The organism is Mesorhizobium kowhaii (assembly GCF_003253745.1).
Lineage (GTDB): Bacteria > Pseudomonadota > Alphaproteobacteria > Rhizobiales > Rhizobiaceae > Mesorhizobium > Mesorhizobium kowhaii.
Genome location: NZ_MZXV01000076.1, coordinates 327,245 through 349,318 on the forward strand (window position 1 = coordinate 327,245; position 22,074 = coordinate 349,318).

Annotated in this window: 24 protein-coding genes; 4 read left to right on the plus strand and 20 right to left on the minus strand. The window is 63.6% G+C overall.

Annotated features, from left to right (window positions below; all coding sequences use genetic code 11):
• Positions 1-121: 121 nt before the first annotated feature.
• Both B5V02_RS35105 and B5V02_RS35110 read right to left on the minus strand, forming a co-directional pair.
• A complete protein-coding gene (locus tag B5V02_RS35105; RefSeq protein ID WP_111548516.1) occupies positions 122-802 on the minus strand; it encodes an outer membrane lipoprotein carrier protein LolA in 681 nt (226 codons plus the stop codon).
• Between the two features lie 149 nt (positions 803-951).
• Positions 952-3,615, minus strand: coding sequence for a DNA translocase FtsK (locus B5V02_RS35110; RefSeq protein ID WP_111548517.1), 2,664 nt, complete (start codon positions 3,613-3,615; stop codon positions 952-954).
• 217 nt (positions 3,616-3,832) lie between these two features.
• Here B5V02_RS35110 and B5V02_RS35115 point away from each other — a divergent pair, with 217 nt between their 5' ends.
• Complete coding sequence (locus tag B5V02_RS35115) at positions 3,833-4,204, plus strand: hypothetical protein (protein WP_111548518.1); 372 nt, start codon at positions 3,833-3,835, stop codon at positions 4,202-4,204.
• A 144-nt stretch (positions 4,205-4,348) separates the two neighbouring features.
• On the opposite strand, the gene B5V02_RS35120 is transcribed toward B5V02_RS35115, so the two are convergent.
• From B5V02_RS35120 to tesB, 4 genes are all read right to left on the minus strand, one after another.
• Positions 4,349-4,624, minus strand: coding sequence for a hypothetical protein (locus B5V02_RS35120; RefSeq protein ID WP_111548519.1), 276 nt, complete (start codon positions 4,622-4,624; stop codon positions 4,349-4,351).
• A gap of 330 nt (positions 4,625-4,954) precedes the next feature.
• Positions 4,955-6,292 (minus strand): ammonium transporter, encoded by a 1,338-nt coding sequence (locus B5V02_RS35125; protein WP_425374451.1) that lies wholly within the window; start codon positions 6,290-6,292, stop codon positions 4,955-4,957.
• A gap of 49 nt (positions 6,293-6,341) precedes the next feature.
• Positions 6,342-6,680, minus strand: coding sequence for a P-II family nitrogen regulator (locus tag B5V02_RS35130; protein ID WP_013528889.1), 339 nt, complete (start codon positions 6,678-6,680; stop codon positions 6,342-6,344).
• 217 nt (positions 6,681-6,897) lie between these two features.
• Entirely contained in the window at positions 6,898-7,773 is an 876-nt protein-coding gene (gene tesB / locus B5V02_RS35135; RefSeq protein ID WP_111548521.1) for an acyl-CoA thioesterase II, read from the minus strand.
• Between the two features lie 100 nt (positions 7,774-7,873).
• Between tesB and B5V02_RS35140 the strand changes: the two genes are divergently transcribed.
• Positions 7,874-9,151, plus strand: coding sequence for a ubiquinone biosynthesis hydroxylase (locus tag B5V02_RS35140; RefSeq protein ID WP_111548578.1), 1,278 nt, complete (start codon positions 7,874-7,876; stop codon positions 9,149-9,151).
• A 70-nt stretch (positions 9,152-9,221) separates the two neighbouring features.
• On the opposite strand, the gene B5V02_RS35145 is transcribed toward B5V02_RS35140, so the two are convergent.
• From B5V02_RS35145 to B5V02_RS35155, 3 genes are all read right to left on the minus strand, one after another.
• The gene (locus tag B5V02_RS35145) at positions 9,222-9,749 is read right to left on the minus strand and encodes a hypothetical protein (protein WP_111548522.1); all 528 of its coding nucleotides are present in this window, start codon (positions 9,747-9,749) and stop codon (positions 9,222-9,224) included.
• 137 nt (positions 9,750-9,886) lie between these two features.
• Positions 9,887-10,243 (minus strand): YciI family protein, encoded by a 357-nt coding sequence (locus B5V02_RS35150; RefSeq protein ID WP_111548579.1) that lies wholly within the window; start codon positions 10,241-10,243, stop codon positions 9,887-9,889.
• An 11-nt stretch (positions 10,244-10,254) separates the two neighbouring features.
• Entirely contained in the window at positions 10,255-10,464 is a 210-nt protein-coding gene (locus tag B5V02_RS35155) for a hypothetical protein (protein ID WP_111548523.1), read from the minus strand.
• A 221-nt stretch (positions 10,465-10,685) separates the two neighbouring features.
• Between B5V02_RS35155 and B5V02_RS35160 the strand changes: the two genes are divergently transcribed.
• On the plus strand, positions 10,686-11,111 hold the full coding sequence (locus tag B5V02_RS35160; protein ID WP_111548524.1) for an OsmC family protein: 426 nt from the start codon (positions 10,686-10,688) through the stop codon (positions 11,109-11,111).
• Between the two features lie 308 nt (positions 11,112-11,419).
• Here the strand turns inward: B5V02_RS35160 and B5V02_RS35170 are convergent, their stop codons facing one another.
• From B5V02_RS35170 to B5V02_RS35205, 7 genes are all read right to left on the minus strand, one after another.
• Positions 11,420-12,067 carry a YceH family protein gene (locus B5V02_RS35170; RefSeq protein WP_111548526.1) on the minus strand — a complete coding sequence of 216 codons (648 nt, stop codon included), beginning with the start codon at positions 12,065-12,067 and terminating at the stop codon, positions 11,420-11,422.
• Between the two features lie 314 nt (positions 12,068-12,381).
• Positions 12,382-13,161 carry a succinate dehydrogenase iron-sulfur subunit gene (locus B5V02_RS35180; RefSeq protein WP_111548527.1) on the minus strand — a complete coding sequence of 260 codons (780 nt, stop codon included), beginning with the start codon at positions 13,159-13,161 and terminating at the stop codon, positions 12,382-12,384.
• Positions 13,161-13,598 carry a DUF3052 family protein gene (locus tag B5V02_RS35185; RefSeq protein WP_111548580.1) on the minus strand — a complete coding sequence of 146 codons (438 nt, stop codon included), beginning with the start codon at positions 13,596-13,598 and terminating at the stop codon, positions 13,161-13,163. Before B5V02_RS35185 ends, B5V02_RS35180 begins: the two co-directional genes overlap by 1 nt.
• 2 nt (positions 13,599-13,600) lie before the next feature.
• Complete coding sequence (gene sdhA / locus B5V02_RS35190) at positions 13,601-15,439, minus strand: succinate dehydrogenase flavoprotein subunit (protein WP_111548528.1); 1,839 nt, start codon at positions 15,437-15,439, stop codon at positions 13,601-13,603.
• A gap of 1 nt (position 15,440) precedes the next feature.
• On the minus strand, positions 15,441-15,836 hold the full coding sequence (sdhD, locus tag B5V02_RS35195; RefSeq protein ID WP_111548529.1) for a succinate dehydrogenase, hydrophobic membrane anchor protein: 396 nt from the start codon (positions 15,834-15,836) through the stop codon (positions 15,441-15,443).
• Positions 15,837-15,838: 2 nt separating this feature from the next.
• Positions 15,839-16,258, minus strand: coding sequence for a succinate dehydrogenase, cytochrome b556 subunit (sdhC, locus tag B5V02_RS35200; protein ID WP_111548530.1), 420 nt, complete (start codon positions 16,256-16,258; stop codon positions 15,839-15,841).
• A 386-nt stretch (positions 16,259-16,644) separates the two neighbouring features.
• Complete coding sequence (locus B5V02_RS35205; RefSeq protein WP_111548581.1) at positions 16,645-16,983, minus strand: hypothetical protein; 339 nt, start codon at positions 16,981-16,983, stop codon at positions 16,645-16,647.
• Positions 16,984-17,235: 252 nt separating this feature from the next.
• On the opposite strand from B5V02_RS35205, the gene B5V02_RS35210 reads away from it, so the two are divergent.
• Complete coding sequence (locus B5V02_RS35210) at positions 17,236-17,598, plus strand: hypothetical protein (protein ID WP_111548531.1); 363 nt, start codon at positions 17,236-17,238, stop codon at positions 17,596-17,598.
• A 20-nt stretch (positions 17,599-17,618) separates the two neighbouring features.
• Here B5V02_RS35210 and B5V02_RS35215 read toward each other — a convergent pair whose 3' ends face one another.
• From B5V02_RS35215 to B5V02_RS41245, 4 genes are all read right to left on the minus strand, one after another.
• Positions 17,619-18,830, minus strand: coding sequence for a GGDEF domain-containing protein (locus tag B5V02_RS35215; RefSeq protein ID WP_111548532.1), 1,212 nt, complete (start codon positions 18,828-18,830; stop codon positions 17,619-17,621).
• 76 nt (positions 18,831-18,906) lie between these two features.
• Positions 18,907-20,103, minus strand: a complete 1,197-nt coding sequence (locus B5V02_RS35220; protein WP_111548533.1) for a GGDEF domain-containing protein — start codon at positions 20,101-20,103, stop codon at positions 18,907-18,909.
• 162 nt (positions 20,104-20,265) lie between these two features.
• Positions 20,266-21,675, minus strand: a complete 1,410-nt coding sequence (gene leuC, locus B5V02_RS35225; protein ID WP_111548534.1) for a 3-isopropylmalate dehydratase large subunit — start codon at positions 21,673-21,675, stop codon at positions 20,266-20,268.
• A gap of 81 nt (positions 21,676-21,756) precedes the next feature.
• A partial coding sequence (locus B5V02_RS41245; protein WP_208647189.1) for a hypothetical protein occupies positions 21,757-22,074 on the minus strand: 318 nt, incomplete at its 5' end.

The following is a 22,074-nucleotide window of genomic DNA, read 5'->3' on the forward strand; positions in this document are numbered from 1 at the left end:
CGGGCCCTGACGGGGCAGACGCCTTTTGACGGAGTCAGTCCGGGAAACTGCCAGCCGCAAGCCGCAAAGACAAGCCTCGCACTAATCGTCGACCTTGGCGCTGCCGACGTCGGGAAGGAACCTAGCGCGTCTTGGTGTTGAGTTCGCGATTCGCGGTGTAGTCGATGGCGAAGGTGTCGGCGGCGAAGCTGACGCCTTCCTTGACGTTGAAGATCATCACCGTCGTGTCCTTGCCCTGCGCATCGGTGATCGTCCACTGACGCAATTCGTAGGATTTGGGATCGAACATCATCGTGATCTTCGAATTGCCGAACACCGTTTTGTCGGCGAGCTGGATGGTGGTGAGGTCATCTTCCTGCTTGACGCTTTTGACGCGGTCGCCGGAGAGATCGATCCTGTCGTCGAGCAGCAGCTTCAGCGGCGTCTTCGACAGCGGATAGAGATCGGACGTGTTCAGCCTCTTGTTCAGGATGGCCACCGACTTGCCGTCTGAAATCACCCGGAAATTTGACGCGCCGTCATAGTTGAAGCGGATCTTGCCCGGCCGTTCGAGGAAGAACTTGCCGCCGGTCTGCTCGCCCTTGGGACCGAACTGCACGAATTCGCCGCTCATCGATTTGACCGAGGAAAAATGATCGGCGATCTTCTGTGCGGCCGGCGGCACGGCCGCTTGCGCCGAAGCCAGCAACTGGAAGCCGGGCATCACGTTGAAGGCTGTCGCCCCCGCAAAAGCGAGGCCAAGCCCGAGCAGCTGGCGCCGGGTGGGAGCAAAACTGCTGAGCGCTGAAGGATCGTTTTTCATGTCGGTCACTCTCATCTGATTCCTGAGTTGCTCTAGTGCTTGGACCCCCAGTTGGGCTGAAGTTTGGCGGGTCAGGCCGCACCCTCAGTCGCTTCAACGCCTTGAACGGCTCAAGGTTGCCAGACAGGAGCTGTCACAGGGGTCTCCGGTCAGAATTTGTCCTCTTCGGTCGGCACCAGGATCTCACGCTTGCCGGCATGGTTGGCCGGGCCGACGATCCCTTCCTTCTCCATCTTCTCGATGATCGAGGCGGCGCGGTTGTAGCCGATGCCCAGCCGGCGCTGGATGTAGCTGGTGGAAGCCTTGCCGTCGCGCAGCACCACGGAAACCGCCTGATCGTAGGGATCGTCGGAATCCTCGAAATTGCTGTTGCCGCCACCACCGCCGGAACCGCCCTTGCCAGACGGCTCGTCGTCGTCCTCGCCGTCATCCTCGGTGATGGCGTCGAGATATTCCGGCACGCCCTGCAGCTTCAGGTGCGCGACGATCTTCTCGACCTCTTCATCGGCGACGAACGGGCCGTGCACGCGCTGGATACGGCCGCCGCCGGCCATGTAGAGCATGTCGCCCATGCCGAGCAGCTGCTCGGCGCCCTGCTCGCCCAGAATGGTGCGGCTGTCGATCTTCGACGTCACCTGGAAAGAGATGCGGGTCGGGAAATTGGCCTTGATGGTGCCGGTGATGACATCGACCGACGGGCGCTGTGTCGCCATGATGACATGGATGCCGGCGGCACGCGCCATCTGCGCCAGGCGTTGCACCGCACCTTCGATGTCCTTGCCGGCGACCATCATCAGGTCGGCCATCTCGTCGATGATGACGACGATATAGGGCATCGGCTCGAGATCGAGATTCTCGGTCTCGTAGATCGCCTCGCCGGTCTGGCGGTCGAAGCCGGTCTGCACTGTGCGCGAAATCTTTTCGCCCTTCTTGTCGGCTTGCTGCACACGGGCATTGAAACCGTCGATGTTGCGCACGCCGACCTTCGACATCTTGCGGTAGCGGTCCTCCATCTCGCGCACGGTCCATTTCAGCGCCACCACCGCCTTCTTCGGATCGGTGACCACCGGCGTGAGCAGATGCGGAATGCCGTCATAGACCGACAGTTCCAGCATTTTCGGATCGATCATGATCAGCCGGCAATCCTGCGGCGTCAGCCGGTAGAGCAGCGACAGGATCATGGTGTTGATGGCTACCGATTTGCCCGAGCCGGTGGTGCCGGCGACCAGCACGTGCGGCATCTTGGCGATGTCGACGATGACCGCCTCGCCATTGATGGTCTTGCCCAGCGCCAGTGCCAGCTTGGCCTTCGTCGTTTCGAAGTCACGGCTGGCCAGGATCTCCCGGAGATAGACGGTTTCGCGCTTGGCGTTCGGCAGCTCGATGCCGATGGCGTTGCGGCCGGGCACCACGGCGACGCGGCAGGCGATGGCGCTCATCGAACGGGCGATGTCGTCGGACAGGCCGATGACGCGCGACGATTTGATGCCGGGCGCCGGTTCGAGCTCATAGAGCGTGACGACCGGACCGGGGCGGACGGCGATGATCTCGCCCTTGACGCCGAAATCCTCCAGCACGCCCTCGAGCAGACGGGCATTCTGTTCCAGTGCGTCCTTGGACAGGCTGGCGTCGCGCACCACGTTTTTCGGTTCGGACAGGAAATGCAGCGACGGCATTTCGAATTTTTCCGAGCCGATCAGCGATGTCTGTGCCTCGCGCTGGACGCGGGCACCCGGAGCCGGACGCGGCGCCGGCGCCTCGACGCGCGTGGCGGCATCGGAGCGGAACTGCTGGACCCTGGCCGTCGGCGCCGGACGGCGTTGCACGACAGGCTCATCGTCGAAATCGGCATCTTCGCTGCCATTGTCGAAGACATCGTCATCATCCGGATCGACCGAAACGCTGCGGTCATTGACCATGGCGGCGAAGAATTCGGGCTCGACGCGGGCGCGGCCATCCAGGCTCATCCGCGATTCGGCGAATTCGGCCGATTCGACCCGTTCGGCGGCCCGCCGCCAGGCACTGGCGCGCGGCTCCATCTCCGGTTCGTACTCCTCCCGCTCCTGCCTGCGGCGCACGGCGCGGCGGTGCATCCAGGCGCGCAGCGACAGCCACCAATGGGTGATGGCGCCAAGCGCCAGAATGCCTTCGTCGCCTTCATCCTCGTCATTGTCGAACAAAAGGTCGTCGTCACGCGGATCGGCGGCAGGCTCGTCCTCCATCACGGCGAAGCCATTCTTGCGTCCGATCAGCGCCGAACCGTGGGCAAAGAGCCACAGCGCCGGTGCGGCCAGCAAGATGGCGATGATGCTGGCGAACAGCCCGGTCGGATAGCCGCCGATGACAACGCCAGGGATTTTCAGCACCATGTCGCCGAACACGCCGCCGAGGCCGGTGGGCAGCGGCCAGGTCTTGGGCGGCACCACGCAGCCGGCCATGGCCGCGGCCAGCAGGCCGAAGCCGAACCAGGACAACCCGCGCCTGGGCAGCCTGTCGACGCCGCGCGCGGAAAACAGCAGAAAACCCCAGATGACAGTTGGAACCAGGGCGGCAACGGCGGCGAGGCCGAAGAACTGCATGGCCAGATCGGAGAACACCGCACCGGCATAGCCCATGGCGTTGGTGACGGTGTTGTTCGTGGCGTGCGAGAAGCTCGGATCAGCGACGTTCCAGGTGGCAAGGCTGGCGACCCCGAAGGCGGCCAGCACGAACAGTCCGGCACCGACCAGCCGCCCGACCTGACGCCGCGCGAACGCCTGGATGCCGTGCCCCGTATTGGGCAGCGCGAGCGGTGCTGAAGCCCCTGAACGCATGCTCTTCCCCGTCTGTCATTGCTTGGTGCGGGTGCGTGGCGCACTCCGGCAGATTCGGGTCTCAGACTATCGGCGGGAAGGTTAAGGGCGCATTAACTATAAGAGGTTGAGGTGATCAAACCTCGTTACCGCCGGTTGAGCCGCCTGCCGCCCGAGGAAAGCGACCCAAGAGCGGTGCCGTGACTTTGCCGCAGGGCCACCAACCGTGGATAGAGGCATGCAATCCGTCGTCCTTCGCGTAGCGGTTCTGGGCTGGGCAGGGCTCAGTCTCCTGCTTGCCCTGCACTGGTTTGTCGAACTCGGCATGGTGGGCTTCCCGGATGGCTACGTGACGCCCTTTGCCAGAGCGACCGGCCCGCTCCTGCACATCCTCGCCACAGCCTGTCTGATGCAAGGCCTGTATTTTCTGTACAGGGGTCTTTTCGGCAAGGGATTTGGAGTGCTGGGGCTCGGCCTGCAGATTCTGATCGCGGCTGTCCTGACGGTCGCGCCTGTGATGATTGTCAGGAATTGCCCGCATTCCCAGACATGCAGCAGGGCCTACGAGGCGCTGACAAACACCATGATGGACGACGGAGCCGGCGGATAAAGCTGCCGCCGGAACGGGTTATCGCGAGATCCTGCGCAAGCCCTTTCGACGAGCACCAGCCTGGCCAACGGGACAATGGCGGGCACAAGGCACGCCATTGTTCGTTTCGCGAAATAGATCGGACCTCGGCCCGATCAAGACGTGTCAGTTGGCGCCGCCAAGCGCCTGCAGGTTCGCACAGAACTCGGCGTGCGGCTTACTCATGGCCGCGTCCTGGCATTCCTTCATCATGGCGCCCTGCTTGTCCTTCGCCATCGCATCCCAGGCGGCCTTGAATTCGGCCTTGGGCTTCATGGTTTTCATGCTGGCATCGGTGAAGAACGGCGCCATGTTGTCCGGTTCATCCAGAGCGCCGGCAAATGCCGTGCCGCTGACCATGGCAAGCGCGAGCGCTCCGAGGCAGATGTTCTTGAAGTTCATGAGATGGTTCCTCCCTGTCGTTCGCAACGAGCGCCGGAATGGCGGTCGTTCCCCACAGTTCGGAACCGATGCGGCCGATGTTTCTTCCCAAAGGCCCATCACGAGAACGTGATTGCGCGAACCATGGGTATTGTCGGAAAATTTTACCAAAAAAAGAGGCCCGGATACAATCCGGGCCTCAATGCGTGAGCTCCTTTCGGGAGCGTCACGACGGGATCTTTTCAAAACAATTCCAGGAAAAGTGCGCAGCGGTTTTCCGTTCGGAATTGCGTAAGCAGATTAGGGGCCGGCGGGAGGAGGGTTCCGCCGGCCCCGTTGGCTAAGCTGGCCTTACGGCACCACTTCGCCATGCTGGGAGATGTCGAGGCCTTCGACCTCTTCCTGGGTCGTCGGACGCAGGCCGACCAGCGCCTTGACGATGTAGAGGATCACGAAGGTGGCGACGGCCGTCCACACGATGGTGACGGCGACGCCGTAGATCTGCTTGCCGAGCGAAGCACCCGACGACAGGCTGTTGATCGCCGGATCGGCCAGCACGCCGGTGAGCAGGGCGCCGATGACGCCGCCGACGCCGTGCACGCCGAACGCATCGAGCGAGTCGTCATAGCCGAACATGTGCTTGACCTTGACCGCCGAGAGATAGCAGAGGACGCCGGCAACGATGCCGACGATGAAGGCGCCGGTCGGGTTGACGAAGCCGGAAGCCGGCGTCACCGCCACCAGGCCGGCGACGGCACCCGAGATGATGCCGAGCACGGAGGGCTTCTTGGCGACGATCCATTCGGCGAACATCCAGGCCAGCGCCGCAGCTGCGGTGGCAACCTGGGTGTTGAGCATGGCAGCGCCGGCAAGACCGTCGGCAGCCAGTTCCGAACCGGCGTTGAAGCCGAACCAGCCGACCCACAGCAGCGAAGCGCCGATCACCGAATAGACCAGGTTGTGCGGCGCCATGTTGGCGGTGCCGTAGCCTTCGCGCTTGCCGAGAACCAGCGCGCAGACCAGACCGGCGACACCGGCGTTGATGTGGACGACCGTGCCGCCGGCGAAGTCGAGCACGCCAGCCGTGCCGAGGAAGCCGCCACCCCAGACCCAATGCGCGATCGGCACGTAGACGACGAGCAGCCACAGCGCCATGAAGATCAGCAGCGCCGAGAATTTGAAGCGTTCGGCGAAGGCGCCGGCAATCAGCGCCGGGGTGATGATGGCGAAGGTCATCTGGAACATCGAGAAGACGAATTCAGGAATGTTCGCGACGCCCGGCAGCCACAGCGAGGCAGTGGTGATGCCGTGATGGAAGAATTTCGAGGTGCCGCCGAGATAGGCATTCATGCCGCCGCCGTCGGAGAAGGCCAGCGAATAGCCGAACATGAACCACAGCACCGTTACCAGGCAGGTGATGGCAAAGCTCTGCATGATGGTGGCGAGCACGTTCTTCTTGCGCACCATGCCGCCGTAAAACAGCGCCAGGCCCGGAATGGTCATCATCAGCACGAGCGCCGTCGAGGTCAGCATCCAGGCGGTGTTGCCGGTGTCGAGCACCGGGGTGGGGGCGGCAGCCGGTGCAGCCGCGGCCGCGGCGGGAGCCGCTTCCTGCGCGAAGGCGGTGACCGTGCCCAATGCTGCGAGAGCGAGCGACCCCAAAAGGGCGGCGCGTCCCGTCGTCTTCAAGGTGGAAGGTATATTCATTGAACTCTCCATTGGAATACGTGTTCGCCGCTCAGAGCGCGTCGGTGTCTGTTTCGCCGGTGCGGATGCGCACCGCCTGATCGATGCCGAAAACGAAGATCTTGCCGTCGCCGATCTGGCCGGTCTTGGCGGCCGCGGTGATGGCTTCGACGGCCTTGTCGACCATGTCGGCACTGACCGCGACTTCGATCTTGATCTTCGGCAGGAAACTGACCGCGTATTCCGCACCGCGATAGATTTCCGTATGCCCCTTCTGACGCCCGTAGCCTTTGACTTCGGTGACGGTCAGGCCCTGGATGCCGACGGCGGTAAGCGCTTCGCGTACCTCGTCGAGCTTGAACGGCTTGATGATTGCCATCACGATTTTCATAAGGTTTCACCCTTTGCTGTTGCGGTCCCCCGCGTTTGCACGACTTCACCGATCCCAAAGAGCCGGAGAGTGCCCACGAGGATTCAAGCTCCGTGCCAATTGCCGAAGCAGGGTGTTAACCTGTTGTAAACAAAGGAATTGAAGCGACTAACGCGGCGACGTGCACGCAACGCCGGCAAAGTGACTGCTTAAAAATTAGGCAATTTTTGCAAAATGCCTACTCTGTAGGCGATCGCTTGAGCCGGATCAGCCCTTCCTGCGCAACCGAGGCGATAAGCGTGCCGTCGCGGGCAAACAGCGAGCCGCGCGTAAAGCCGCGCGACCCTTGTGTCGACGGGCTGTCTTGCGTGTAGAGCATCCAGTCGTCGAGCGGATGGCTGCGATGGAACCACATGGCGTGATCGAGGCTCGCCGCCTGGATATCGCGATCGAAAATGGCCCGGCCATGCGCGAAGGTCGACGTGTCGAGCAGCGTCATGTCGGAAAGATAGGCGAGCACCGCCGCCTGCATGGCGCGGTCCGCCGGCACCGGACCGGTCGTGCGGATCCAGATGTTCTGCTTCGGCTCCAGCTTTTCGCGGCTGGTGTAGTGCTTCAGCATCACCGGCTTCATCTCGATCGGCCGGTCGCGCTCCCAGTAGCGCTTGATGCCTTCGGGCACCGCCTCGCCGAACTTGCCCAGCAACTCGCGCTGCGACAGCAAGGTGTCTGGCCCCGGGACGTCCTGCGGCATCGGCACCTGGTGTTCGAGGCCGACCTCATCCTGCTGGAACGAGGCTTCCAGCGAAAAGATCGCCTGGCCGTGCTGGATCGCCACCACGCGGCGTGTGGTGAAGGAGCCGCCATCGCGGATCCGGTCGACCTCGTAGACGATCGGCACCTTGGTGTCGCCGGGCCGCATGAAATAGCCGTGCAGCGAATGCACGTGGCGATCGGGGTCGACGGTTCGCTGTGCCGCCACCAGCGCCTGGGCGATGGTCTGGCCGCCGAAGACGCGCTGCCAGTCGAGCAAGGGGCTGCGACCACGATACAGATTGTGTTCCAGCTTCTCGAGGTCGAGAATGCCGAGAAGCTCGTCCATGGCAGCCGTCATATTTTCGCGCCCTTGCCGCAGAAGTGTTATGGCGGTTTCCGACAGGACGGACAGGCAGTCAAGGGCGCAAGACCCGGTCGGCGTGCAAGGAGCGAAGAAGATGGAACGCAAGACCGACGCGAAAACCAGGCCAAGCGCGAAAACAAGGTTTGGGCTCGACGTTCTGGTCGCCGGCGCCGGCTATGTCGGCCTTGCCGCGGCCGTCTCGCTGAAGCAGGCGCGTCCGGGCCTTGCCGTCGCCCTTGTCGATGCCGCGCCCGCCGGCGCCTGGCAAAGGGATGGCCGCGCATCGGCCATTGCCGCCGCCGCCTGCCGCATGCTCGACCAGCTCGGCGTGTGGGCCGAGATTGCGCCGCAGGCCCAGGCGATCACCGAGATGATCATCACCGATTCGCGCACCTCCGATCCGGTGCGCCCGGTCTTCCTGACCTTCGACGGCGAGATCGCGCCGGGCGAGCCCTTTGCGCATATGGTGGCCAACCGGGCGCTGAACGGCGCCTTGCGGGCCAGCGCCGAGAAACTCGGCATCGACATCATCGAGGGCGTCGCCGTGCAGGGTTTTGAGACCAACGGCGCCGGCATCACCGTGCATCTTGCCGACGGCGCGACGCTGAAGACCCGGCTGCTGGTCGCCGCCGACGGCGTCAACTCGAAGCTGCGCGACATGGCCGGCATCAAGACGGTGAAGTGGGAATATGGCCAGTCCGGCATCGTCTGCACGGTGGCGCATGAACGCCCGCACAATGGCCGTGCGGAAGAACATTTCCTGCCGGCCGGCCCGTTTGCCACGCTGCCGCTCAAGCCCGGCGAGGACGGCACCAACCGCTCGTCGATCGTCTGGGTCGAGCGCACGCAGGATGCCGAGAAGTTGGTTGCCGGTGACGATCTCGTCTTCGAGCACGAACTCGAACAGCGTTTCAGCATGAAGCTTGGCGAAATCCGCGTCGCCGACAAGCCGCGCGCCTGGCCGCTCGGCCTGACCATCGCGCGCGCCTTCGTCGCGCCGCGCATCGCGCTCGCCGGCGACGCCGCCCACGGCATCCACCCGATCGCCGGCCAGGGCCTCAATCTCGGCTTCAAGGATGTCGCCGCTTTGGCCGAAGTGATCGTCGAGGCCGACCGCCTCGGCCAGGACATCGGCGCGCTTGACGTGCTCGAACGCTACCAGCAGTGGCGGCGCTTCGACACCGTGCAGATGGGCGTCACGACAGACGTCCTGAACCGGCTGTTTTCCAACGACATCGGCCCGCTGCGCACCGTCCGTGACATCGGGCTCGGCTTGGTCGAACGCATGCCGCGGCTGAAGGAGTTTTTTATCCGCCAGGCGTCCGGGCTTTCCGCCGGCACGCCAAGACTGTTGAAAGGCGAGGCGATCTGAGCCGTCTCACGGACATGCCAGGTGTGTTGAGATTCAGGCCAGGCCGGCCCGACCTGAACATCAGCGCAACCTAGTTGACCTCGAAACCCAGCTTCTGCCGCAGCCGCAATATGCGCTGGTCGGATATTTCGAGGCGTTTCTCGCCGCCTTGTGCGGCGCGGTTGACCATCTGCAGCAGATCGTTTCGCTCGGCCACGTCGAGCCGTTCGCGCAGGAACGGCGCCAGCTTGTCGATGACGATCGTGGTGTCGTCGATCTGTGATGCTGCCCATTTGGCGTAGATCACCGCTTCGTCGGTCTTCTTCTTGTCGGCGATCTCGGAAATCACCGCGCGAATGACAGCCTCGCGCTGCGGCAGCACAGGCCCGTCCTCGGAGACGATGGCGGTGATCAGCGTCGCCGCCGCCACCACCGGATCGTCGATCGCCGTCAATGGCGACAGGGCCGCCTGCTTGCGCAGCTTCTTGCGGCGCACGGAGCCCTGGACCCGGCCGATGACATCGGCAACGTCACGCGCCGCCTCGTTCATCGCCTTCATCCGGTACCACCAGAACGCCGCCGCGCCCAACACGCCAAGGATAGCAATCAGGAAAGGCATGTCGAATCCCCCAAAATCCCCGGCGACGATAGGAGAACTCTTGCGTTGCTTCAACACGCAATAGTTGCGCCGGAAATCGGGACGTTCGCTCGACCGAACGCCCCAGGTTTCCAAATGACCGCAACGCATGGCAGGATCTATGATCCCGGCACGTTGTAGATCGCGCGCACCTCGATGGTGCCGATTTCAGCCAGAGGGATCTCGCCGGCGATTTCCAGCGCCTCGTCGAGATCTTTCGCCTCGATCATGACGAAACCGAGCAACTGCTCCTTGGTCTCGGCGAACGGGCCGTCGGTGATCAGCCTCTTGCCCTTGCGCCTGCGAACGGTTTTCGAGGTTTTCACCGGTTGCAGCGCCTGCGCGATAATCAGCATCCCACGTTGGTCCAATGACCGGTCATAGGCCAGCGAATCGGCGTCGAGCTTGGCCAGACGCTCTGTCGTCATGGCATGGAGATCTTTTTCCTCACCGTAGACCAGGCAAACATATTGCATGTCCATCTCCCTTATCGTGACGAATCATAGGATGAGGCGATCAAGCTGTCAGCCGGGCCTTTGCCCGCCGCGTGATCGAGAAAGCACACCCCGACCCCGATGATGGCGACCGCCACAAGCAGCCGGCCGAAGCCGGACGCGGGCTGCTGCAACCAGTCGATTTCTTGTTCACCAGCCTTGCGGCCGGTGCTTGTCCAGTGAGCAGAAAACAGATCGTTCATGTGAACCTCCATCCGCCACGAAATCCGTGGCCGCCCGCAGGACGGCCGGGGCAGATGGAAGTCGACATTTTTGCACGCACATTTTTTCAGAAAAATTTCATTGCGCCGCCGGCATTGCACCCGCGCCGAAACAGCGCGGTGGCCTTCCGGCGTGCCCGCGCTATAGTTGAGAGCAACGCTGGCGCCGGGCCGGCGCAATCGAAACACTCAAGGAGGAATTCATGGACCGCACCGCAAACGCCGTCTGGAAAGGCAATCTCAAAGAGGGCAAAGGCACGCTCGACACGCAGAGCGGCACCCTGAAGGGCACGCCCTATTCGTTCAAGGCGCGCTTCGAGGATGAGAGCGGCAAATCCGGCACCAATCCGGAAGAGTTGATCGCCGCGGCCCACGCCGGCTGTTACGCCATGCAGTTCTCGCACTTCCTGGCCGAGAACGGCACACCCGCCACCGAGCTCGACGCCAAGGCGGTGGTGACGCTGGTTCCCGGCACCGGCATCACCGGCAGCGCCATCACGGTGGTCGGCAAGGTTCCGGGCATCGACGCGGCGAAATTCAAGGAGCTGGCCGAAAAGGCCAAGGCTGAATGCCCGGTCTCGAAGGCACTCGGCGCCATCAAGGTATCACTCGACGCCAGGCTTGGGTGAACAACATCGCAGAACCTGCAGGCGTTTGCGCTGCCCCTCACCTGCCTGCCGGCATCCTCTCCCCGTATTATGACGGGGAGAGGGGCGCTCTCATCCACGGTTTCGCCAATCATCAGCGTTGCAAAAAGGACGCCGGCATCGCGGCCAGCCCCTTCTCCCCGTCCCTATACGGGGAGTTGAGGCGTGTCCGCGAAGCGGACGAAAAGCCAAATGCTTGGCTTTTCGAACAACGAACACCCGGCAGGGTGATGAGGGGCGGCACCAACTTCCACAATGATCGTCTGAAACCAGCCCGGGTCGAACGGTCGTTAGCTTCCTTCGCCGGTCAGCGCCTCGATGCGGGCGCGCAGCCTAGCAACCTCTTCCTCGAGGGCGCTGACGCGCTCTTCGAGGCCGGAGGCCGCTGAGACGGCCGACGACGGGGCCTGGTGCATGGCGATGGCCGCGATCTGCACCGCGCCGCTGAGCAGATGCATAAAGCGCTCCTCGCGCTGGCCGGGACCGCGCTCGATCAGCATCACCAGCGGCGGCCGGCGGCCGATCAGCAGGTCGAGATCGGTGCGCAGCGCATCGATCGACGAAAACCGCGCCATGCGCTCGGCCCGCGCCAGCAATTCATGCGCCGTCTGCGCGCCGCGCAACAGCATCAGGCCGATCAGCGCGATCTGCGCCGAAGTGAGCGAGAAACGCTGCGCCACCAGATGCTCGTAGCGCTCGACGCGCGACGCGAAGACCTGCCGGACCAGGCCCTTCTGCTCCAGCTGGCTCAGCGCCCGCCTGACCTCGACAAGCTCGACCGACATCACCGGCTCGCGCGCCGTCTTCTGGTTGGCCGCGGCATGCGCGCCGTTGAGCGTCAGCGGGTAGACATCCGGCGTCAGCTCCTTCTTCTCGATCAGGCAGCCGAGGACGCGGGCTTCGATGGGGGAGAGAATGGGCAATTCGCTATCAGTCATTGGATTGACTATTTTCTATCGATTCTTGGGCAGCATGATTTTGACAGACATCCGAGCTGCGCGACAGAGCAGAACTCTTGACGTCGGCGGGACAACGCCCCCCTCTGTCCTGCCGGACATCTCCCCCACTTGGGGGGAGATTGGCAGCTTCGGCACCCAGCGCTCTCCTTAGGCGTTGAAGGACGCTTCCTGCATCGCAAGCGATTGGCGAAAACGGCGATGATAGCCAATCTCCCCCCAAGTGGGGGAGATGTCCGGCAGGACAGAGGGGGGCGCGAAGGATCGCAACGGATGAGGCGAGCCCCCCATCGAAATTACACCCTTCTCTCCACCATCATCTTCTTGATCTCGGCGATCGCCTTGGCCGGGTTGAGGCCCTTAGGGCAGGTCTGCGCGCAGTTCATGATGGTGTGGCAGCGATAGAGCCGGAACGGGTCTTCGAGATTGTCGAGCCGCTCGCCCTTGGCCTCGTCGCGGGAATCGATCAGCCAGCGATAGGCCTGCAGCAGCGTTGCCGGACCGAGATAGCGGTCGCCGTTCCACCAGTAGCTCGGACACGAGGTCGAGCAGCAGGCGCACAATATGCACTCGTAGAGGCCATCCAGCTTTTCGCGGTCCTCATGGCTCTGCAGCCATTCCTTGGCCGGCTCCGGCGACACCGTCTTCAGCCAGGGCTGGATCGAGGCGTGCTGGGCATAGAAATTGGTGAGGTCGGGCACCAGATCCTTGACCACTTGCATATGCGGCAGCGGGTAGACCTTGACGGCGCCGGAAATGTCGTCGCAGCCCTTGGTGCAGGCCAGCGTGTTGGAGCCGTCGATGTTCATGGCGCAGGAGCCGCAAATGCCCTCGCGACACGAGCGGCGCAAGGTCAGCGTCGGGTCGATCTTGTTCTTGATCCAGAGCAGCGCGTCGAGCACCATCGGTCCGCAATCGTCCATGTCGACGAAATAGGTGTCGATGCGCGGGTTCTCGTCATCGTCCGGCGACCAGCGGTAGATGCGATACTCGCGCAAATTGGTGGCGCCTTCCGGCTTCGGCCAGGTCTTGCCTTGCTTGATCTGCGAGTTCTTGGGGAGCGTCAGTTCGACCATTACCTGCGGTCCTTTCGGATGACGAGCTTCAGCCCGGACCAGATTTCATTGACGGCGGCGACTTTCACATCGACCAGGTCGCGCTTCAGCGCCTCTGCGCGAACGACGCCCTCGGTGACGTCGGTAGCCACCTTCGACGCCTTCTTCGGCCAGGACACCCAGATCACGCCGTCGCGCTTGATCGCCGCCTCGACATCGCCGAGGCGATCCTCGATCTCGGCACGCTGCCGGGTGAAGGCATGAACGGCATCGTATTTCAGGGTCGTTCCCGAAATGTCAGACCAATCGACCAGCCTGTCGACATCGGCAAAGGCCACGGCACCGGTCAGGCCATCGAGTTCCGATGGCAGCGCGATAAAAGCGGCGGTCATCCCGTCCTTCAGGCCGAGCTTGGCCGGAAGGGGCGTACCGGAATATCCCACTGCCGCCGGCGCCATCATCAGTACACCCTGGCCTTGGGCGCGATCTTGGCGAGGCTGATGCCGCCGTCCTTCTCCGCCAGCAGCGGCTCGGTGTGCACCGGCCGATAGGACAGCGTCACCTTGCCGTCTTCGCTGAGCCGGGCCAGCGTGTGCTTGCGCCAGACTTTGTCGTCGCGGGCCGAAAAGTCCTCCCGCGCATGCGCGCCGCGGCTCTCCTTGCGCGCCTCGGCGCCATAGACCGTGGTGATGGCGTTGGCCATCAGGTTTTCCAGCTCCAGCGTTTCGACCAGGTCGGAGTTCCAGATCATCGAGCGGTCGAACACCTTGATGTCCTTCAGTTCGGTCCAAATTTCCGAAATGCGCTTGCAGCCATTCTCCAGCGATTCCTGCGTGCGGAACACCGCCGCGTCTTCCTGCATCGCCTTCTGCATCTTCTCGCGCAACACCGCCGTCGGCGTCGAGCCATTGGCGTGGCGCAGCCGATCGAAGCGATCCATGATCTTCTCGACCGAGGCTTCATTGGGCGCGGGGATCGCCGACTTGCGGTCGATGACCTGGCCGGCCCGGATCGCCGCCGCGCGCCCGAACACCACCAAGTCGATCAGCGAGTTCGAACCCAGCCGGTTGGCGCCGTGCACCGAGGCGCAGCCCGCCTCGCCGACCGCCATCAGGCCGGGCGACACCTTGTCCGGGCTCCTCGGCGTCGGATTGAGCACCTCGCCCCAGTAATTGGTCGGCACGCCGCCCATATTGTAGTGCACCGTCGGCAACACCGGGATCGGCTCCTTGGTCAGGTCGACGCCGGCAAAGATTTTCGCCGATTCCGAAATGCCGGGCAGCCTCTCGTGCAGCACGGCCGGATCGAGATGGTCGAGATGCAGGAAGATGTGGTCCTTCTTCTTGCCGACGCCACGGCCTTCGCGGATCTCCAGCGTCATGCAGCGCGAGACGACGTCGCGCGAGGCAAGGTCCTTGGCCGACGGCGCGTAGCGCTCCATGAAGCGCTCGCCCTCGGAGTTGACGAGATAGCCGCCCTCGCCGCGCGCGCCTTCGGTGATCAGGCAGCCGGCGCCATAGATGCCGGTTGGGTGGAACTGCACGAACTCCATGTCCTGCAGCGGGAAGCCGGCGCGTGCCGCCATGCCGCCGCCGTCGCCGGTACAGGTGTGCGCCGACGTCGCCGAGAAGTAGGCGCGGCCGTAGCCGCCGGTCGCCAGCACCACCATCTTGGCCGAGAAACGATGGATGGTGCCGTCATCGAGGTTCCAGGCGACGACGCCGGTGCAGGTGCCGTCCGGTTCCATGATCAGGTCGAGCGCGAAATACTCGATGAAGAACTGCGCATTGTTCTTCAGCGACTGGCCGTAGAGCGTGTGCAGGATGGCGTGGCCGGTGCGGTCGGCCGCCGCACAGGTGCGCTGCACCGGCGGGCCTTCGCCGTAATTCATCATGTGGCCGCCGAACGGCCGCTGGTAGATCTTGCCCTCTTCGGTGCGCGAGAACGGCACGCCATAATGTTCGAGCTCGTAGACCGCCGCCGGCGCTTCGCGCACCAGATATTCCATGGCGTCGACATCGCCCAGCCAGTCCGAGCCCTTGACGGTGTCGTACATGTGCCACTGCCAGGAATCGGGGCCCATGTTGGACAGCGACGCGGCAATGCCGCCTTGCGCCGCCACCGTGTGCGAACGGGTCGGAAACACCTTGGTGATGCAGGCGGTGCGCAGGCCCTGTTCGGCCATGCCGAGCGTGGCGCGCAGGCCGGCACCGCCGGCGCCGACGACCACGACGTCGAATTTGTGGTCGACATAGGTATAAGCGGAACCGGTGTTGGCCCCTTTTGCGTCCTTGGCCAACTCAGCCTCCGAATGTCAGCTTGAGCAGGGCGAAGATCGAGGCGACGCCGACCGCTATGGTGAAAAATGTATTGAGCGCGATCAGCGCCAGCTTCATGCCTTCGCCATGCACATAATCCTCGATGATCACCTGCATGCCGAGCCGCATATGGATGAGCCCGGAGATGAGCACCAGGGCGAGCACCAGCGCCACGAACGGATTGGCGAGCGCTGCCCGCACCTCGGCGTGGCTGGCGCCGTTGAGCGCTATCAGGAAACCGACGAAGAACAGCGTCAGCGGGATGTTGGCGATGGCGGTGAGGCGCTGGCGCCAGAAATGTCCTGTGCCCTCGCGGGCCGAACCCAGGCCGCGGACTTTCGCCAGCGGCGTGCGCATATCGGTCTTTCCAGTGCTCATGATCAGGCTCCCCGCGCCATATAGCCGGCAATCCAGATCAGCAGCGTAAGCAGGATCGAGCCGGCCAGCGTCGCCCAGGCGATCTTCGAGGCCGTGTGCTTCTGGAGGCCGGCACCGGTGTCCCATACCAGATGGCGCACGCCACCCAGCATGTGGTGCATCAGCGCCCAGGTGTAGCCGAACAGGATGAGCCGGCCGAGCCAGGTGCCGAGGGCCCAGTTGACCCAGTCGAACGTCGCCTGCGAGCTTGCCGTCGCCATCAGCCATATGGCGACCAGCAGCGTGCCGAAGTAGAGCGCGCCACCGGTGATGCGATGGATGATCGACATCGTCATGGTGATCGGCGGCCGGTACACGGTCAGGTGCGGCGAAAGTGGCCGTTCACGTCTGGCAAATTCGCGGGTGGCTGGTGATTTGCTCATGGCTCCCCCAGTTCGGCGTCCCTGGAGCCTCAGGTGGAAATGCGGCATTGCCGCTTCCGGTTGCGACTTCGGACAGCCGGTTTCTAATGCTCTTTTTGCACCGCGTCAAAGCCAGAAAACCGTTTCGAAAACGTAATTTAGTCTGACTAAAGGGCAGGCTCGCGCTTCAATCGATTAGGGGCCGACGGCTCGAAGTCGGCTCGATATCGCTGCAGTGCACCATGCCGGTCCGGCATAGCGCCCAGGTGTATTGAGATTCAGGTCAGGCCGAGCCGAAAATGGTGGTTCCGAGAACCGGAGCGGAGCGTACTTTTGGTACGTGAGCACCGGAAGCGCAGGAAGCCGCCATTTGCAGGCCGGCCTCACCTGAATATCGATGCACCTGATTAGCGCTTGCAGGTCACCGGCGTCGACCCAGCCTTCATGACCAGCGCTTCGCGGCCATCGATCACAATCGCGTCATGCGCCTGCTCGTAACGGCTGTTCTGGTTGGCCGGCGAGGCCAGCATATCCTCGCTGGCGCCGTCGGGACCGACAACACGCACCGAGGTGCCGAGATTCTCGATGGTCATCCTGACGCCGTCGGCGCAAGTGTAGGTCGCGGTGCGCGGCTGCGGCGTGGACACATCAGTGACGGCGGCTTTCGGAGGATTTGGCACACAGGCCATGGCGACCAGAAGCGGCGACAGGGCAAGCATCACCCGAAACGTCCGGCGTAACGCCATATGCTGTCCCTCCCGCGCGGCAAACTGGCCACGATGCATTGCCAAGATCAAGGTCATCCGACGCCGACCTGGACGCCGGCCGCGATGGTGCGGCCAAGCATGGCCGAAAGATGGCCACCGGGTTTTCCACCCAGTCGGATATTAACCATGTTTACCGAGACATCGCCGCGAAGCGCGCCAACCTCTTAACAAAGGTTAAGAAAAGGTTAATTTCTGATTCGAGGAGGCTTTCCTCTAAACAAGGAGGACGCCATGCGTTCGAACTCGGGAAGAATGCGCCTTGCGGCGCTCATCGTGGCGGCTTCCGTCGTTGGCCTGGCAGCGCCAGTGCTCGCCGGCGCACGTCACCAGGATCGCGTCTACGCCGATTCGTTCGGCAATCTCGTCATCGACAGCGCCGCCGGCTACAAGCGCATCCTGGTCGGCAAAGGCAGATTGGCCAAACAAATGTCCGACTACACCAGCGCCGGCCAACCCAAGGTGATCTACGAGAATGAAGCCGACGAAATCACCGGTTACAGCGATTGCTACCGGCCGCCGGTGTTCGTGAAGGGCCGCAGCTATATGTACGGGCTTTCCGACGGCGAGATGCCCGAGCTCAGCCCTTGCCGCTAATGCATGTCGTCGCGCACCGTTCAAACGCGGCGCGCTTCAGCTTCGATCCCGGCTGACGACCAGTTGCCGTCCGGCCCGGCGGAAACACGCACGCAATCGCGCCCGGCATTCTTCGCCTGATAGAGTGCCTGGTCGGCGCGCCGCATCAGATCGGCAAAAGCTTCGCTCGGATGAAGTTCGGCGACGCCGAAGCTCGCCGTACAGCGATTGTCCGCCGGCAGGCCGTCGATGGGCAGCGCGCTGAAAGCACTGCGTGTGCCCTCGGCGAACAGCCGGGCGGCGGCAAGGTTGGTTCCCGGCAGGATGATGGCGAACTCTTCGCCGCCAATGCGGCCGGAGACATGGTGGCCGGCGGCGGCCTCGCGCAGGAAACCGGCAAAGGTCTCGATCACGCGGTCGCCGGATGCATGGCCGAAACTGTCGTTGACGCTCTTGAAGTGATCGAGGTCGGCGATGACCAGCGCGACCGGCACGCCTTGCCGCACCGCGCCAAGCACCGCCAGCTCCGCGCGGCGGGTGAAGCCACCGCGGTTGAGCAGGCGCGAGAGCGTGTCCGTCTCCGACTTCGACGTCACCTCGGCGAGCAGGTCGCGAACCAGGATGGCCAGCATCAGCAGCGCCAGCGCCAGGCCGAAGACGGTGCCGAGCGACTGCGACACCAGCGCGTAGCTGCTTTGCAGATAGGCCTGCGGGTTGGCACCCCAGCCGCCGAGCGCATGCGCGATGAACGGCTTTGAGGCAAACTGCACCCCGCTGGCCGCCAGCACCGCCATCAGGATGCGGTCGAGACGGGCGTGCCTTTGCTTCGACGACCAGACGATGGCGAGACCAATGAACTGCATGACCGCATAGGGAAGCTGGTAGGCCATCATGCGGACCAGCGACTGGCGCGGCAGGTCCTGGACGAAATATACCGCGACAGAGGTGGCGACCAGGAAGAACAGCATCGGCGTCCATGGCGGCGCCACGCCGTATTTGTGCGCCAGCCCGCCATTGAACGCGATGGTGGCGCCAAGAAACACCGCGAAAGCGACAACGACCACCGGGCGCGCATTGTCGAAGGCGGGAATGCTGAATTCGATGGCGAAATACACCATGCCCAGGAGGTAGCCGAACGCCAGCCAGCGCGGCGACGCACGGCCGGCCTCATGCAACGCGACCGCCATGAAGGAAGCCGCCAGCAGGCCGGCAACCGACACATTGATCAGCAGGATGAAATTGGCGCCACTCATAGTCTTATCGAACCCGCGCCGACAGCTAAACATTGACGGGCGAAGAAGACGTTAACGCTGGCTCGGCCGGACAGGATCAGCCGGTCCTTAGAGGCTCCGGCACGAACACCGTTTCCGGGCGCTCGTAAGACAGGCGCACGCTGTCGCGGCCGTTCTTCTTGGCCTTGTAGAGCGCGTCGTCGGCACGACGCATCAGCGGCTCCAGTGCCTCGTCGCCGCTGCGGGCCGCCACGCCGAAGCTGGCTGTCACCTTGGTGCCGACAGGAAGCCCGTCGACGTGGCCGGCCGAATAGAGTGTACGCACGGCTTCGGCGAACAGCCGCGCGGCGGCGAGATCGCTGAGGGGCAGCAGCACGGCGAATTCCTCGCCGCCGATACGCCCGGCAACGCCGCGCGACCCGGCGCCCAACCGAAGCTTGGCGGCGAAGTCGGCGATCACGCGGTCGCCCGCCGCATGCCCGTGCACGTCGTTGAGCGCCTTGAAATGATCGAGGTCGGCCAGCACCAGCGCGACCGGGAAGCGGGCCGTGGCGCAGTGCCGCAGCAGCAGCATGCCCCGCTCCTCGAAGCCACGGCGATTGAGAAGACCCGAAAGCGGGTCGGTATAGGTCTCGGTCTTCAGCACTTTCATCACGTCAAGTGCGGCGGCGGAGAACAGGCAGAGCGCAATGAGCAGCGAAAGCAGCGCGTGCGACAGCAGCGCCGTCGTCCAGTAGGACGAGCCATAGAACCCGTCATAGCTGGTGAAGGGTCCGTGCGCGATGACGACGACAAGGGTGCGCACGAAGAAGTTCAGGCCCGACAGCAGCGACAGAACGAAGAGGATTTTTTCGGTCGGGCCGTTGCGGCGCACCGGCCGCAGTTCGGCGGCGACCAGGAGACTGAGCCCACCGAAGGCGAAATTCATCGCCAGGATGCGCCAGGTGAGATCCGGCGCGACAAACAGGAACCAGCACAACGACGCCAGGCCACCGCCGGCCAGCACGCCGATCCCCACATAGGGCACCTTGCGGCCATAGCGGTGGACGATGGCGCTGGACAGGCAGCAGCCGGCAATTGTGAAGCAGATGTTCGACGCCACCTTGGTCAGCTGCATGCCGATGGGCAAGGTGAAATACTGCAGCAGGAAGCCGGGCGCCGAGACACTGTAGCTGATCGCCAGCACGGCGAGATAGGGGCGGTGGCGCTGATAGGACCATAGCACGAGGAAGGCCGCGCCGAGTGCCAGCGCGATCGTCGGATTGAGCAGCGCTATGAACAGGCCGGTGTCCAAAGGACTGTGACTTCCCCTCGCTTACGTCAGGGAAGACCTTAGAGCGCAAGCCCAAACAAGCGGTTAAGCGAAAGGGAATATGCGGACGGGGCGAATGAAAAAAGACCCCGGAGCCGCAAGCGGTCCGGGGCCTGGCATGCATTCGCAGCTGGAAGCCGCGCGCTATTTCCACTCGCGGATGTCGACGAAGTGGCCGGCGATCGCCGCCGCCGCCGCCATCGCCGGCGACACCAGATGGGTGCGGCCCTTGAAGCCTTGCCGGCCTTCGAAATTGCGGTTCGAGGTCGAGGCGCAGCGTTCATGCGGCTTCAGCCGGTCGTCATTCATGGCAAGGCACATCGAGCAGCCCGGCTCGCGCCAGTCGAAGCCGGCGGCGACGAAGATCTTGTCGAGGCCTTCGGCTTCCGCCTGTTCCTTGACCAGGCCGGAGCCCGGCACGATCATCGCATCGACATGCGGGCTGACCGTCTTGCCTTCGACCACCTTGGCGACGGCGCGCAGGTCCTCGATGCGGCCATTGGTGCAGGAACCGATGAAGACGCGGTCGAGCGTGATGTCGGTGATCCTGGTGCCCGGCGTCAGACCCATATAGTCGAGCGCGCGCTGCTTGGAGGTGCGCTTGTTTTCATCGGTGATGTCGTCCGGGTTCGGCACGATGCCTTGCACCGACACGACATCCTCGGGCGAGGAGCCCCAGGAGACGATCGGCGGCAGCTTGGCCGCATCGAGCACGATCACCTTGTCGAAATGCGCGCCCTCGTCGGATTGCAGCGTCTTCCAGTATTCGAGTGCCGCATCCCAGGCCGCGCCCTTCGGGGCGCGCGGCTTATCCTTGACATAGGCGAAGGTCGTCTCGTCGGCGGCGATCAGGCCGGCGCGCGCGCCGCCCTCGATCGACATGTTGCAGATCGTCATGCGGCCTTCCATCGACAGCGCACGGATCGCCTCGCCGGCATATTCGATGACATAGCCGGTGCCGCCGGCGGTGCCGATCTCGCCGATGATGGCGAGGATGATGTCCTTGGCGGTGACGCCATCCGGCAACTGGCCGTCGACACGCACCAGCATGTTCTTGGCCTTGCGCTGGATCAGCGTCTGCGTTGCCAGCACATGCTCGACCTCGGACGTGCCGATGCCGTGCGCCAGCGCGCCGAAAGCGCCATGCGTCGACGTGTGGCTGTCACCGCAGACGATGGTCATGCCGGGCAGCGTAAAACCTTGCTCCGGGCCGATGATGTGGACGATGCCCTGGCGGATATCGTTCTCGGAGTAATATTCGACGCCGAAATCCTTGGCGTTCTTGGCCAGCGCCTCGACCTGGATACGGCTTTCCTCGTTCTTGATGCCGAACTTGCGCTCGGGCGAGGTCGAGACATTGTGATCGACCACGGCCAGCGTCTTTTCCGGATGCCGGACCTTGCGGCCGCTCAGGCGCAGGCCTTCGAAGGCCTGCGGGCTGGTCACTTCATGGACGAGGTGGCGGTCGATGTAGAGCAGGCAGGTGCCGTCGTCCTGTCGGTCGACGACGTGGTCATCGAAAATCTTGTCGTAGAGGGTGCGCGGTGCGCTCATGTGCGTAAATCCGTCGATATGAGAATGGGAAAGAGCAGATGCCGGATCATCAGTCCGGCTAAACGACCTGGACAGGTCGGTCTAGGTAAGTCGGCTGGTCAGTGCGCCGGACACGCGCGCGGAGAAACGCGACGGCAGGCGTTTTCTGTCCTGCAGCACGAACCCCTTATAGGCCGGATCGCCAAAAAGCTCTTCCATGGCGTGGCTCATATCAATGTTTTGGCTTTTCGGCAATTGCGGCGTGCGGCGCGGCTCTTTCCTTCTCCCCTTGTGGGCCTGTTGCGCAGTAGCCCGGGATGTTGAGGGGGCAGAAATTGCAGGGATTTCGCTCGTATTTGTGAGTCTCTGGCGCCTTGTTTGGGGTTTTGGGCGGCGGCTCGGCCCGTGCGGCCGGACTGC